This window comes from Ornithinibacillus xuwenensis (assembly GCF_039614845.1).
Lineage (GTDB): Bacteria > Bacillota > Bacilli > Bacillales > Amphibacillaceae > Ornithinibacillus > Ornithinibacillus xuwenensis.
Window position 1 is genome coordinate 390,306 of record NZ_JBDIML010000003.1, and the last position, 13,812, is coordinate 404,117.

Genomic DNA, 13,812 nt, shown 5'->3' on the forward strand with positions numbered 1-13,812 from the left:
TTGAAAAGCCACCATCTTTTATTGATGATGGCATAATAATCTATTTTGTAACACCTAAAGCATGCTTTATTTCCTTTATCTGTTCAATATGCCTCATTTCATGATAGCCAAGGAAGTCGATTGTTTGCTTCAAGCTAAGATTACCGAATATTGGATGTGGAATTCCACGAGAGATTAATTGTTCTGGTTCAGTCTGATGAATAAGGTCGGCTAGAATTTGATGGGAGGAATTTAGTTGTTTTATTAACGTGTCTAATTTCTTATCCTCGGGACTTGGAATAGCGAATTCAGGAGATGGGACCTTGTATGAACGGTCAACCGTTAATTGAATTGGTTGTTCCTTCGCAAAAACATCCTCTCCGCTTTCCAGCTGCCTCGTAATCATTTTAATAAATGCTTTCTCAATGTAATACAAATGCTCTAAAACCTGTCCGATAGACCATGTATCCGTTGCTATTCTACGATTAATTTCCTTATCTGATATCCCTTCAATTTCTATAATTAAATCCTTCCTCGCCTTATTCTTTACTTCCATTCGATCACTTCCAATCCATTATATTAAGAATATTATAACAATTAAGTGCGTCAATTCATAGAGAAAGAGGAATGGCCACTATAACAGCCATTCCTCTCTTCGTTTACACATGCCTTCTTTCCATTAAATGAATTCCTAATCCCATCATTATTACTCCCATCAGCAATAATATACTAATCGGAACCAGTAATTCTTCTAATGAATGTCCATATACTGCTGCACCGTTCAAAATTTCCATACCATAGGTTAATGGATTAAATTTAGCCAGTGTTAATAAGAACTTAGATTCTACAAGCTCAATTGGCCAGTAGGCACCACCAATCATCGCCATACTTACAGCCAATATTGGAAGAGCTGCATTAAATTGCTGCACGGTTTTAACAACAGCAGTTAATAATATCGCAAGCGAAACAATGGAAAACACATAAGGCATTAACAAAAGTAATGTTTCAATGAATTTCCCATGAAAATCAACACCAATTACATATCGGAACATCAAAAATATAATGATGACCTGAGCAAAGCCAGTTATAAAGCTATATACCAAATTCGCAACATACATTTCCCATTTCTTTAATGGCGATAATATCATACGATCCCAGATACCATCTCGCTTTTCCACCAATATCGGTAATACATTATAAGCAATGGTATAGATTACGAAAAATAATGAAAATCCAAACAACCGATGCAATGAATTGTCATATACAAACGCGTCTTCCCCGCGGAAGCTTTCTGATTTTATCTTGAATACTGGATTTTCTAGTGCGAAATCCATCTCTTCTAAAAAGCTTTTTTTCTCCGTTTCCGATGATAAATTAGCCGCTTCTGCGATTTGTTCTCTTTCAATCTTTTCTTTATAGATACTCGACACTATCTGCTGTACTAGATTAACATTGTAAGAATCAACACCAACAATAACTTGATATTCCTCATCTTTCAGGATAACACCAACCTCTGCCATGCCAGTCGATATTTGTTTTTGTAATTCATCCTTAGTAACCCAATTAAATCCGAATGCATCCTGCTTCTCTAATTCCTCACCAATATAAGATTCTCTTAATAATTCATCATCTGTATATACAGGTATATATGCTTTATCCATACTTGTTCCACCAAAAATTAACGCAAACACCATTGACATACCTGTAAATACGACAAATGACCATGGACTACGAATAAACGTTTTGAATTTTGCTAGTAAAATCCCAATCATGCTGATACCCCCCTTTTTGGAAAACAAAGGCCAGCAATAATAACCATCACAATGCCAAATAATACGAGATATATGAGCTGACTATCAATGGCAGCAATACCATCACCTCTTAGTAATGTTACATAAGCAGTCAAGCTTGCGCCGTTAGGGGTCATATTTCCAATTGTTTGTATAAGCGGTAAATAATCTCCAATTGGATAAAAACTACCTCCGAGTACAGCTAATAGAGTAACACTAATATTCATAAAGAAATTCGTAATGGTTTCAGAATTCACCCGATAGTTTAATGCAGTTAAGAGCACCGCAAGTCCTCCAACCGCAAATGAAAATGCTAGTGTAACAACTAAAAATGAAAATAGATTTGGCCAGATAATACCAAACACGATTCTGGAAAAAGTAAAAATTAACATGGATTGTATAAAAGCAAAGATGGTTCCAGAAAGGAGTATACTAATGAAATAAACCCATCTTGAAACATCGGCAATGATTATTCGATTAAAGACCTTAATTTCTTTTTCATGAAATGCATAATAGCCAATAGCACCTGCAATAAATAAGACATTCATTACAACCATACCAACCGTGTAATAGGCTGAAGATGTAATTGGGTTCTTCTCGTTGACAGCTATCAATTCACCTTCAATAATACTTTCATCAATTTGTATAGATGAGAGATCGATACCATTTTCCCCTAAAAAATTCCCTTTTGTTAGTTGTGTTTGAAATTGTGTTAGAAAACTTGTTAGGACACTAGTGCCAACCTGTTCTTCTTCATTATAAGTTACTTGAAGCTCAGGTGGTTCTATATTGCCAAGGAACATCGCCTCTAAAACTTTATAGGTGAACTGTTCCGGAATTTCAATAATCGCTGTATAAGACTCCTCTTTCCGTAAAGCTTCACGTTCAGATGGATCAAAGTATGAAACCTGTATGAAATCATCAACTTCCTTGTTATCCAATGATTTTTTTAATAAGTCAACTGGCATCATATTGGAAATAGTTGCCTCAATATCGGTTACAGCTTCAGGTGGGAGTTTCTCTGCAAGATCAGTTAGAAATCTTTCTACCTGTTCTTGTTCATCATCATTCTCGATGAAAGCAAGCTTCAGATTTATTGGCGAACCCTCACCATTCATGACACTACCTAACGCTGTTCCTAATATCATAATTAGTATCATTGGCAATGCAATTAGCAGTACTAATTGCTGGGGATTACGTAAAAATAACAGTGCTTGTTTTTTAATGATTTTCCAAATCACAATACTCCCCCCTAATCCCGTAATGCTCTGCCAGTAAGATGTAAAAACACATCTTCTAGAGTAGGTGTTTTATTATCAACGGAATATATCTCAAGTTCAGCTGCTTCAGCAATTTTAATAACGTCTGAGAACATATTCGCCTCTCTAGGTACAAGAATAGTTACTTCTTTTTCCCCTACTGTGACACGATTTACCAATGGATTCTCCCGTAATCCTTCTACAAATTGATCATTTAATCTGTCTAATTTAATGGAAATTGTTTTTTCAGAGGAAAGAATTTGTTTTATCTCACCCTTCGTTCCGGAAGCTATCAAATTTCCCTTATCCATAATGTAAATGCGGTCACATAAAAACTCTACTTCTTCCATGTAATGACTAGTGTATAACACCGTCATTTGTCTCTCTTCATTTAATCGTTTAACTGTTTCCAAAATATAATTTCTAGATTGCGGATCAATACCAACTGTTGGTTCATCCATAATAATCATTTCAGGATCATGTAACATTGCAACCCCAATATTGAGTCTTCGTTTCATACCACCAGAGAATTTTTTTACGATATCCTTCCGACGATCTGTTAGACCGATTTGTTCCAATACTTCATCCATTTTTCGCTTTAATGCTTTCCCACTTAATTTATATATCCTTCCAAAGAATTCAAGATTTTCTTCAGCAGTTAAGTCTGTATACAGAGCGATTTCCTGTGGAACCATTCCAACTACCTTTCGTAAAGGTGAAGGATTTTTTAGAATACTATTATTTTCAAAACGAACATCACCACTAGTAGGTTCAACAAGTGATGAAAGCATTGATATCGCAGTTGACTTACCAGCTCCATTTGGACCAAGTAGCCCAACTATCTCTCCTTTTTCAATAAACATATTTAAGTTTTTTACGGCATCCACCTGTTTATATTTCTTCGACAAATTCACTAATTCAATCATTCGCTTCCCCTCCTATGATAATCATACGATACTTTATCATACTAGAATACTATCGGAAGTCATCAATTCAAGTTGTCACACTATGACCTAAGTCATTTTCTCCAAAAAAAAGCCCTCTTCGTTAAAAGAGAGCAGCTTACGATTTTCGTTTAAGATTCGTCCACAACAGTATTGCAGCAAAGATAACAAGGCCTGATACAATCCAAATTATTCCACCGAGCTGTTGTTCGGCAACCGGTTTAAATGGTAAAAGCATAAGAATATAATCAGAAGACAGTGTCTCACCAGGTGGTAAGCATAACTGCAGTGCTTCAGTAAAGGAAGTTAAATTACTGTATGTCTGATATAAGCTTTCCTTTGCAAACAGAAAGATACTTCCAAGCGGTAGAAGCATTCCCATAATGGCCAATAAGAAAATCGTTCTTTGTTTTGTTCCGAATTGGTTTCGAATGATTGGAACCCATAATAATATAGCAGCAAGAAATAAGCCCAGTAAGTAAAAATAATTCCAAAACAAATCAGTTCTAGCATCATCAAAAATTGGTGGATGGTGATATGCATACAGAAACCCATAAAATAATCCGAATGCAATAATAGGGTTGGTTATGAACTTCTCCAGCTTCTTGATCACTGGAAACTTTCTTACCTGGTGAATCACTTTCTTCTTCAATCCTAACAACATTAGCGGAGGAATGACCAGCACCAGCAATGCGACCTGAATAATATGGGTGCTAAACTTTATCCTTCCAATAATATTTAAAGGACTACCTACGGCAATAAACAGTAATACAAGACTACCTAAAAATAGAATTGTTTTCCCGGCAGAGTGGTTCTTCTCTGAAGGAAGTAAGAATAAATAAATGATCGCCGTGAACGCCAGGAATAAAAAAATCCCTCCATTCCATAGTGAGGCAAAATGAAATTCATCTAAAATAATATCGAGCATTGAAACACCTTCTAACATAATTACTTATCTATATTATAAAGGATAGACTAACCCGAATCAGATTATAGCTATAACGATTTCGTGAATTTTCTGTTGAAGTGATTATGGAAGCTGTTCTATTGAATTATCAGCGGGGGCTGTACTTTTATCAGCGGAGATTTCGTTTTATCAGCGAATCACTTTCATTTATCAGCGAATCACTTTCATTTATCAGCGAATATTTCAATATATCAGCGGTTCTTCCGTTATATCAGCGAATCAACTTTTTCACAGCGGCTCAGTCTGTTATTCGGCGCTCCCTCTCACTATTCCGGCGGCTAACCCAATTATTCTGGCGTTTCTCTGCATTTTCCGTTGTTCAGCTGAGGAATTCGTCGGTTGGACATATTATCCGAACAATCCATCACTTAAGCGGATCCCCCCATTAAAAAGAAATCCACCATAAAAATATCCTGCTTAAAGCAGGATAATCCCTAATCAGATATATCATGTTTCACAGCATATATTGCTAATTGCGTGCGGTCGCGGAGCCCCGTTTTTTGCAGGACTTGTGTGATATGATTTTTTACTGTGCCAATGGATAAAAACAGCTCGTCAGCAATTTCTTTGTTGGTTTTACCTTCTCCGACTAGCTTCGTTATAGCTAGCTCGCGTGGTGATAGTGCTACAGCGACGGGCTCTTTGTCTTTTGGTGAGGTATGTAATAATTTAGGCATCACTTTCGCCGCTACTTCTTCATGGAGAGTCATCCCTCCATGCATACAGCTATGAACTGCTTCAATGAGTTTAGTAGAATTTGCTGTCTTCAGTAAGAACCCATTTGCTCCTTCTTTTAATGCTTCTAGCGCATATTGATCATCATTAAACGTGGTAAGAATAAGAATTTTGATAGCTGGCCAACGCTTTTTTATCACACTTGTTGCTTCAATACCATTCATATTAGGCATTCGAACATCCATCATGACAAAATCGACTGAATGCTTTTCTAGAATTTCTATTGCTTGTAGTCCGTCCGCTGCTTCGTGTGATACCTGAATATTTTCGTCTTGTTCTAAAATTACTTTTAATCCTTGCCTTACAATTGCTTGATCCTCTACCAACAAAACATTCCACATATTGCTTCCCCCTATTGTGCTGGAACAATTCCAGTAACGAAGAACTTTTTCTCTGTTTGATAAACTTCCAGTCTACCACTTATTTCCTCAAGCCTTTTTTTCATATTGGATAAGCCGAACCCAAACTTAAAGGACTTCCTATCATAAATAGCATTTGAAATTTCAAAGGCAACATCACCGATTGCAGATTTACTTAGTACAACATGGACTTCTCTAGAGTATGCATGGCGCATTGCATTGGTCAAAGCTTCCTGGATAACTCGGTATAAAACAACACTATTTTGATTGGATAATGGAACCGAAAGCACTCCCTGTTTCATCGTAAACTGGACAACAATATGACTTTCCGCTTCAAGTTTTCGAATTAGATTAACAACAGTAGCTATCCCTTCGCTCTCTTCCGCTTGCAAAGCTTTCACTGCCTGCCTTGTTTCTCCAAGACTTTCCTCTGCCATTTCCTTTAATTCTCGGTACCCATCATTCTTTGTTTGAATTGCTAGCATCTCTAACTTCATAATTAATGCAGTTAACCGGTGACCAACAGAATCATGAATATCTCGAGCAATTCGATTCCGTTCTTCCAAACGTGCATCTTGTTCAGCAAGAAGATTTATCCGTTTTAATTTCCGGTACTCTCCCCGTAATTGGTCATAAAGACTTTGCTGTTCTTTAAAAGAAGCATAATTTTGATGCATTGCCATGATAAGAAAGTAAAAGAATACCGCCATTATTGTTAATTCAATAACATGATTGTTTTGCAACATGCTAATGAATATAGATAACAATAAATTGAACAAAACATATACTTTCAGCCAATTACTATGTAAACGTAAGGAAGAAATAATGGATGAAAATAATAAAAGAATAATGGTAAACCAATTTTCTTCAACAAAGTATACACCATGGAAAACGATGGTGAGCGATAGAAATATGTATATAAATGTTGGTACTTGTCGTAAAGATAGGAAAAAGAAAAATACCATAGCAATGGCAAAACATAGAATACTTATACCAAAATTATTACTATAGTTCACGATCATATAGGTCCATAGTATGATAAACATGCCAAAACGGAGCCAAAAATAAAACATGATAAACCTACTTTCCTATCCAAAAAAATTTGAATGGCTTAATAGATATTATTTTATCATAACGTATTATGAAATTTTCATAAATTTTTCGCAATTAACAAAGGAATTATCTTGCTCTCTAACGAATAATTAATTGAAATGTATAGGGGGGATATGCTTGAAGCATACATATTTTATTACCGGTTTTCCAGGATTTCTTGCGACAAGCTTAGTGAAACAACTCATCAGAGATCATTATAATAATGTTGAACATATCTATTTACTTGTATTACCTAGTCAACAATCAATAGCTAGCGAATCATTACGGCATATAATAGAAAACGATGAATTAATCAGAGAAAATTTCACAATCGTTAGAGGCGATATTACAAAAGAGAATCTTATGCTGGACTCGACTATAAGCCCAACTTTAACGAAGAAGATAACACATCTATTTCATCTCGCCGCAGTCTATGATTTAGCTGTTCCAAAGGCAGTAGCCTACAATGTAAATGTAAATGGAACAGATAACGTGAACAAGTGGTTGCGGAACATTGAAAATCTGAAACGATATATTTACTTTAGCACGGCATATGTATCCGGTAAACGTGAAGGAAAAATATTTGAAAACGAACTAGTCGAAGGACAAGAATTTCGGAATCACTACGAACATACCAAATATCTAGCTGAGTATTTAGTTAAGGAAAGAGTGAATGAAATACCTACAACGATTATTCGTCCAGGTGTCGTGAAAGGAAATTCAAAAACAGGACAAACAATCAAATTTGATGGGTTATATTTCATGCTCAATGTATTCGATCGTTTACGATACTCACCCGTCATTCCATATCTAGGGAAGGGGACACCAGAAGGAAACTTTGTGCCTTCTGATTATGTATTGAATGCAACTAGTTATTTAGCAATTCATCCAATAGGAGAAGGTAAAACCTATCATCTAACTGATCCCAAACCATATAAAATGCGGGAGATTCAAAAAATGCTCGCACAGCTATATCTAGGAAAGGCCCCTAAAGGGAGCATTCCAATATCGGTTACAAAAGCTGCACTCGGGTTAAAAGCGATACGAAAATGGTTAAAAGTCGAGGCTGAGGCGATGGATTATTTTACAATTCATTCATCCTATGATTGTAGTCAGGCAGTACGTGATTTATCAGGAACTGGCATTAACTGTCCAGACTTAAAGGACACATTAGAGTCTATGGTTACCTTTTACCGAAAATATAAGGATGATGATCAGATGCATATTCATATTAACTAAAAAAATCGCTTGTTACAATATGCTGGTTCATTAGTCCTTAGCTTGACAAAAATCTAGAAAAATTGCATTTGATAGGTATTTTGCAGCAAGAAACTAAATTCTATGAATATTTTACCATTTCACAATAATCACGATACTTGACCCCCTCATCTGTAGTATAATTAGGAAGACAGAAGGTAGGCTTTAGAATCGACTTAAAGAATTGGAGTTACTCGGCGGCTTCAAAAAATTTTCCCCAGGAAAGGGGTTGAAGCTTGTGATTCCAATTGACAAGACGATCGAGTTAATGTTAATGTTCTCAACGCTCATATTGTTAGTTGTGAACTCCCGTGAAAAAAAGTAATCACCCTGTATCTGATTAAGGAACCAGGATAATTACCTTTTTCACCAAGAAAGGAAGTCGCCGAAGCCTACGTAACTGTCCGAGTCGTAAGTTGCAGCTTACGGCTCGCTTGCTTCAATAGGCTGACGACACTCCCAAAGTTTATTATACATAATTGGATGTGCCACATACAATACTTTTTTGAAAATTGCATCATTTTTCTTCGAGATATTTCAAAATCATATTCCAGTCTTCTATTTTTTCCGGTAATGTCTTATTAAATCGTCCCGGTATTGGACTAGAAGAAGGTAGTTTGACGACAGTTACCTCCCCTAAATCCTCAGGCGAAAAATACTTTCTAAGGGTGTTATAAGCCTTAGTTCCATTACAAGCGATTAAACGCAAATTCGGATACTTCTTTATAAGACCTGGTATATCATTCGGTTCTTCATCTCGTATAGCAGAATCCAGGCTCCCTTCACGGTAACACGTACCAATGGTGTCCCATAGTGCAATGGAATGCTCCCTTATGAAAGCTATTTTAGAAATATATTCCTCATCCTCATCTTTCTGAAACACGCCATAGATAATTCTCCAAAAATGATTTCGTGGATTCCCATAATATTCTTGTTGATCTAATGAGAGGACACTCGGCATAGAACCTAGAATTAATACCGTTGACTGCTTGGTTATAATTGGTGGTAGTCCGACAATCCTTTCCGACATAATCACTCCTCCTCTTTATATGTCACCCCTACAGAACTTGTACGCCCAATCACGTTGCTCTACACTCTCCCATAAACGCAATTGATCAAGAACTGCCTGCGTAAATTCTGGAAACGCTGTACCTTTTGCAGTTACGATATTTCCTGCAATCTCTATTCTTTTGCCTGTATATGATGCTCCTGTAAAAACTTCCTGATATACATCATAATTATTCGGATTACAGGTAAATGAATTGCCTTTCAGTAATCCGCTTTTACCAAGTAAGGCTGCTGAAGCACATATGGCTGTTATTGGTTTTCCTAAGCTATTAAATTGTTCGAGAACGCTGTGAATTTCCCTGTTATTCAACACCTCTGAAATGCCATCTCCACCAGATATTAAGATTAAATCATAGTTCTCTGGAATTACCTCAGCAATATCCACATTGGCTTGAGTCACAATTCCTCCAAGACTTTCTACAGGATTCCCATCTATTGTTGCAGTTGTAATAGTTGCTTTACCAATTTTTCTTAAAAAGAATAGTGTATGTGCGATTTCAAAATCGGCAAACATTGGGTAAGCAAAAAATAAAACTCTCGTCATCTATATCCCTCTTTATATATTTTTCATTCTCTATTTTACAGGATAATTTTGGTAAAAGAATACAATACTAAGACTAAAAAGGGTTCTTTACATGAATAATACATTGCGATTTATTTCAGTTATATACATGATGCTTTTATCAGTAGGGCTGTTTGCCCATGTAGAAATAATTCCCGGACTTCTAAATATCGTCAAGAGAGATGCATGGATAAGTGTTTTATTAGTATTTATAATTCTACCATTATGGCTGTACATATTTAACAAAATTATATCCATTATAAAAAAAAGATCCATTATTACAGTACTCCATGACCAGAATAAGAAGTTTATATACTATTTGCTACTATTGCCGCTAGCAATATACATGATTTTAAATGCAATTGTTACCTCTAAGGATATTATTCTGTGGTCACAGTTAAGCTACATGCAAGGCTTCGATAATATTACACTGGCATTAGTTTTGTTAATAGTTTGTTTAATCTGTTCGGAATCAGGGTTTATTTCTATTGGAATACTAAGTAGTATCCTTTGTCCACTTGTTATTTTATTAGGGTTTTTCATCTCGTTTGCGAACATACAGAAAAAAAACTATGACTTGTTGTTTCCGGCATTTTCAGATGGATACCTACCAGCAATCCAGGGATTGTTATTTACATCCCTACCTATTCTGGAGCTATTTGTCTTACTGTTCTTGACACCATCCTTAAAAAAAGTAATAAACAAAAAGCAATTAAGTATGTTGGGCTTGTTTATCATTTTTCTAATGTTAGGACCTACTATTGGTGCCATTGTAGAATTTGGTCCGCAACAAGCCTCTATCTATCGTTATCCAGCATATGAACAGTGGCGATTAATAACAGTAGGTAAATATTTTTCCCATGCCGATTTCTTTGCTATATTTCAATGGCTCTCAGGCGGTGTAATCAGAATTAGTTTATTTATATTAATTGCTAGTCTTATTTTTTCAAAAGCGAAGCAAAATAAGCGGGTAATTAGGTTTATTTATCTTATCTTACTCGCTTTTTGTATATATCCTGTCAACCAAAATCAATTTTACTACTATTTGTACGAGTATATTCGACCCATTACATTCTTTTTTTTGGTGACTCATATTACTTTTTTAATGATTTATCTATGGATAAATCAGCGAAAAATCCTAGGAGATGATTCAACTTCATGAAACCAGAACCTTTTACAAAAACAAGTCTCCAAAAATTGTTTAACCATTCCACAGATATTGAAATAAAAGAGTTAAAAAATAAACAATCCACAACGTTATATGTTTATTGTAAGCCACTAACAGATACTAGTCTTGCTCAAGACTTAACAACATCAGATTACAAAGAAGATGATCGATCTATTTATCAATCGATACAATTAGATACTATCCATAAGAACGAGCTGACTTCAAAATACATAGAGGATGCGATTTTTTCAGGAAAATTAATGCTTATATCTTCAAGTGAAACAATAAAATTCTATAACATCAGCAAATCTCCTAACAGGCAACCAGATGAATCTGTAGCAGAAGTGTCTATTCGTGGTCCTAAGGATGGATTTGTAGAGGATATCACAACAAATATTGGCTTAATTCGTAAAAGATTACGAACAAGCTCTTTTGTGACAGAGGATTATACAATAGGGAAACGAACACAAACAAAGGTTTCGCTTCTCTACATCAAAGATATTTTGAATAAGGATATCTTATCTGATATTCAGAACAGACTATCAAGCATAGATATTGATATCTTAACTAGTTCTTCCATGTTAATTGAAGTATTGATTAATCAAAAATTTACGCTTGTTCCGTTAATGAACTATTCAGGTAGAGCTGACTTTGTTGTGCAATGTTTAAATCAGGGTCGATTTGCCATTGTAGTTGACGGAGCACCAACCGTATTAATTGCTCCTACAGATCTTTCCTTGCTATATAAAACACCTGAAGATGATAACACAAGCTTTTACTTTGCTTCGTTAGAACGATCGCTTCGGATTATTGGATTATTTATTACGGTATTTCTTCCAGGATTTTATATTGCACTGATTACACATAATGTTGGACAATTACCACTTCCACTAATTGCAACGCTAACAGCTTCCAGAATTGGTTTACCTTTTTCTCCATTATTAGAAATATTACTCATGCTGATTATGCTGGAATTATTCAAAGAGGGTGGCGCACGTCTACCAAAAGGTATTGGTCAAACTGTTGCGGTAATTGGAGGATTAATTATTGGTGATGCCGCGATAAGAGGCGGGATTACCTCTCCAACAACACTTGTCGTTATAGGTATCACAGCGATTTCAAGTTTCACTTTAGTAAATCAATCACTGGCTGGTAACCTATTCTATATTAGAGTTCTGGTATTACTACTTAGCTATTTCATGGGAATATATGGATTCTTTATTAGTCTTGTATTTATATTCTTATATATATCAAAACTAAAATCTTTCGGTGTACCGCTTCTTTCAAACATCCTTTCACAAAATGGTCTGGATATTTTATTTACTTTCTTCCGTTTACCACTCGCTTTTTTCAGAAAACGTGCATCATCCTTATTACCTAAAGATAAAACGAGAACAGGTGATTAGATGAAAACAAGATTATTCATGATATTTTTTATTTTGTTCATTTGTACTGGTTGTGCGGATACGAAAGAAATAGAAAACCAAGCATATGCAGTGGGAATGGGAATAGACTACACAGATGATAACTATCAGGTAACGCTACAATTTCTAGACTTTTCAAATGTAGCCAAAACTGAGGGGAAAAGTGATAAACCTGGACAGGTTTGGTTAGGAACTGGAGAAGGCAAAACAGTAGAGGAAGCAATATTTAAAATTTATCGTGGAATCCAAATCCCAATTAATTTTGATCAAATCAGCTTATTTATCTTTGGACAGTCACTCCTTGAGAAAGGATTAAAAAAAACAATTCTTTCCTTGGATACGAACTTTAGTATTCGATTAACTGGTATGGCATACGGTACGGGAGAATCTATAGAAGATATCTTTACAGCCAGCGTACCATTTAATTACCCTTATACAAATTCTCGAATCGTACAACCAGATTATCTACAAGGGGAGGCATCTACTATTCCATCAGTTACATTACAGGAGCTTGTCTATCAGTTGAATGAAAAAGCGACTACGGTTATGCTTCCTTCCGTTTCAATCAATAAGGAAATTATTAATAAAGACCTTGAAAAAACTCCGGTCACAATAATAAATGGTTCCTATTTATTGAAGCAGAATCAATTAAAGGGTTTCTTGACAACTGATGACTTGAAAGGGTTTATTTACGTAAACGATGATTCTATTCGAACATCTGTGGTTGTATCCGATGATGAGCAGGACGAGAAGCATGTTCAGGTTGACTTAAAGAAACCAAATTTAAAGAAACATATTGTAAAAACTAAGGATAACTCCATTAAACTTCAGCTAGATATTACAATTTCCGCTATCATTCGTGAATCTAGTTATCAGCTAGATATGAGAGAAATTAAGCGTAAATTAGAAGAGAAGCTCAAAACCGAAGCATACAATTCATACATAAAAGGTCTTGAGTTAGACAGTGACATCTATCAATTTGAAGAATTTATGTATCGATTCAAGCATCACGAGTGGAAAAAGCTCAGCAAAAGTGTAAGCTTCCCTAAGTTAGAAAAAGAAAACATCCATATAACTATTAAACCTTATAAAAGCATCCATAAGAATAATTCCAATATCAATACACATTGATACATTGATAGCTAGTAGCTTCATCCTCACTCATTACCATTCAAGGAAGCTTGCTAATTAACAAGCTTCTTTGAATG

At 35.4% G+C, this 13,812-nt stretch carries 13 protein-coding genes; 4 read left to right on the top strand and 9 right to left on the bottom strand.

Features of this window, described 5'->3' with window-relative positions:
- Nucleotides 1-40: 40 nt before the first annotated feature.
- The 7 genes from ABC228_RS11380 to ABC228_RS11410 form a co-directional block, all read right to left on the bottom strand.
- On the bottom strand, nucleotides 41-535 hold the full coding sequence (locus ABC228_RS11380; protein ID WP_345825260.1) for a DinB family protein: 495 nt from the start codon (nucleotides 533-535) through the stop codon (nucleotides 41-43).
- 103 nt (nucleotides 536-638) lie between these two features.
- Nucleotides 639-1,751: an ABC transporter permease gene (locus ABC228_RS11385; RefSeq protein WP_345825261.1), complete on the bottom strand. Its 1,113-nt coding sequence runs from the start codon at nucleotides 1,749-1,751 to the stop codon at nucleotides 639-641.
- Nucleotides 1,748-3,010: an ABC transporter permease gene (locus ABC228_RS11390; protein ID WP_345825262.1), complete on the bottom strand. Its 1,263-nt coding sequence runs from the start codon at nucleotides 3,008-3,010 to the stop codon at nucleotides 1,748-1,750. The genes ABC228_RS11385 and ABC228_RS11390 overlap by 4 nt, the downstream gene beginning before the upstream one ends.
- Before the next feature lie 11 nt (nucleotides 3,011-3,021).
- Nucleotides 3,022-3,954, bottom strand: coding sequence for an ABC transporter ATP-binding protein (locus tag ABC228_RS11395; RefSeq protein ID WP_345825263.1), 933 nt, complete (start codon nucleotides 3,952-3,954; stop codon nucleotides 3,022-3,024).
- A 136-nt stretch (nucleotides 3,955-4,090) separates the two neighbouring features.
- Complete coding sequence (locus tag ABC228_RS11400) at nucleotides 4,091-4,900, bottom strand: cytochrome c oxidase assembly protein (RefSeq protein ID WP_345825264.1); 810 nt, start codon at nucleotides 4,898-4,900, stop codon at nucleotides 4,091-4,093.
- Nucleotides 4,901-5,373: 473 nt separating this feature from the next.
- Nucleotides 5,374-6,015, bottom strand: a complete 642-nt coding sequence (locus ABC228_RS11405; protein WP_345825265.1) for a response regulator transcription factor — start codon at nucleotides 6,013-6,015, stop codon at nucleotides 5,374-5,376.
- Nucleotides 6,016-6,026: 11 nt separating this feature from the next.
- Complete coding sequence (locus ABC228_RS11410) at nucleotides 6,027-7,106, bottom strand: sensor histidine kinase (protein WP_345825266.1); 1,080 nt, start codon at nucleotides 7,104-7,106, stop codon at nucleotides 6,027-6,029.
- Nucleotides 7,107-7,263: 157 nt separating this feature from the next.
- Between ABC228_RS11410 and ABC228_RS11415 the strand changes: the two genes are divergently transcribed.
- The gene (locus tag ABC228_RS11415; protein WP_345825267.1) at nucleotides 7,264-8,364 is read left to right on the top strand and encodes an SDR family oxidoreductase; all 1,101 of its coding nucleotides are present in this window, start codon (nucleotides 7,264-7,266) and stop codon (nucleotides 8,362-8,364) included.
- Between the two features lie 535 nt (nucleotides 8,365-8,899).
- On the opposite strand, the gene ABC228_RS11420 is transcribed toward ABC228_RS11415, so the two are convergent.
- Nucleotides 8,900-9,412 carry a DNA-deoxyinosine glycosylase gene (locus ABC228_RS11420; RefSeq protein WP_345825268.1) on the bottom strand — a complete coding sequence of 171 codons (513 nt, stop codon included), beginning with the start codon at nucleotides 9,410-9,412 and terminating at the stop codon, nucleotides 8,900-8,902.
- Between the two features lie 15 nt (nucleotides 9,413-9,427).
- The gene (locus tag ABC228_RS11425; protein ID WP_345825269.1) at nucleotides 9,428-9,994 is read right to left on the bottom strand and encodes a DJ-1/PfpI family protein; all 567 of its coding nucleotides are present in this window, start codon (nucleotides 9,992-9,994) and stop codon (nucleotides 9,428-9,430) included.
- Between the two features lie 91 nt (nucleotides 9,995-10,085).
- Between ABC228_RS11425 and ABC228_RS11430 the strand changes: the two genes are divergently transcribed.
- The 3 genes from ABC228_RS11430 to ABC228_RS11440 are packed head-to-tail and all read left to right on the top strand — an operon-like array spanning nucleotide 10,086 to nucleotide 13,735.
- The gene (locus ABC228_RS11430) at nucleotides 10,086-11,174 is read left to right on the top strand and encodes a GerAB/ArcD/ProY family transporter (RefSeq protein WP_345825270.1); all 1,089 of its coding nucleotides are present in this window, start codon (nucleotides 10,086-10,088) and stop codon (nucleotides 11,172-11,174) included.
- On the top strand, nucleotides 11,171-12,586 hold the full coding sequence (locus ABC228_RS11435; protein ID WP_345825271.1) for a spore germination protein: 1,416 nt from the start codon (nucleotides 11,171-11,173) through the stop codon (nucleotides 12,584-12,586). The genes ABC228_RS11430 and ABC228_RS11435 overlap by 4 nt, the downstream gene beginning before the upstream one ends.
- A complete protein-coding gene (locus ABC228_RS11440; RefSeq protein WP_345825272.1) occupies nucleotides 12,587-13,735 on the top strand; it encodes a Ger(x)C family spore germination protein in 1,149 nt (382 codons plus the stop codon).
- Nucleotides 13,736-13,812: the final 77 nt, after the last annotated feature.

Coding starts and splice junctions, on each gene's coding strand:
- ABC228_RS11410 (WP_345825266.1), bottom strand. CDS start 7,106: ATGTTTTATTTTTGGCTCCGTTTTGGCATGTTTATCATACTATGGACC.
- ABC228_RS11380 (WP_345825260.1), bottom strand. CDS start 535: ATGGAAGTAAAGAATAAGGCGAGGAAGGATTTAATTATAGAAATTGAA.
- ABC228_RS11440 (WP_345825272.1), top strand. CDS start 12,587: ATGAAAACAAGATTATTCATGATATTTTTTATTTTGTTCATTTGTACT.
- ABC228_RS11385 (WP_345825261.1), bottom strand. CDS start 1,751: ATGATTGGGATTTTACTAGCAAAATTCAAAACGTTTATTCGTAGTCCA.
- ABC228_RS11405 (WP_345825265.1), bottom strand. CDS start 6,015: ATGTGGAATGTTTTGTTGGTAGAGGATCAAGCAATTGTAAGGCAAGGA.
- ABC228_RS11425 (WP_345825269.1), bottom strand. CDS start 9,994: ATGACGAGAGTTTTATTTTTTGCTTACCCAATGTTTGCCGATTTTGAA.
- ABC228_RS11430 (WP_345825270.1), top strand. CDS start 10,086: ATGAATAATACATTGCGATTTATTTCAGTTATATACATGATGCTTTTA.
- ABC228_RS11435 (WP_345825271.1), top strand. CDS start 11,171: ATGAAACCAGAACCTTTTACAAAAACAAGTCTCCAAAAATTGTTTAAC.
- ABC228_RS11395 (WP_345825263.1), bottom strand. CDS start 3,954: ATGATTGAATTAGTGAATTTGTCGAAGAAATATAAACAGGTGGATGCC.
- ABC228_RS11400 (WP_345825264.1), bottom strand. CDS start 4,900: ATGCTCGATATTATTTTAGATGAATTTCATTTTGCCTCACTATGGAAT.
- ABC228_RS11420 (WP_345825268.1), bottom strand. CDS start 9,412: ATGTCGGAAAGGATTGTCGGACTACCACCAATTATAACCAAGCAGTCA.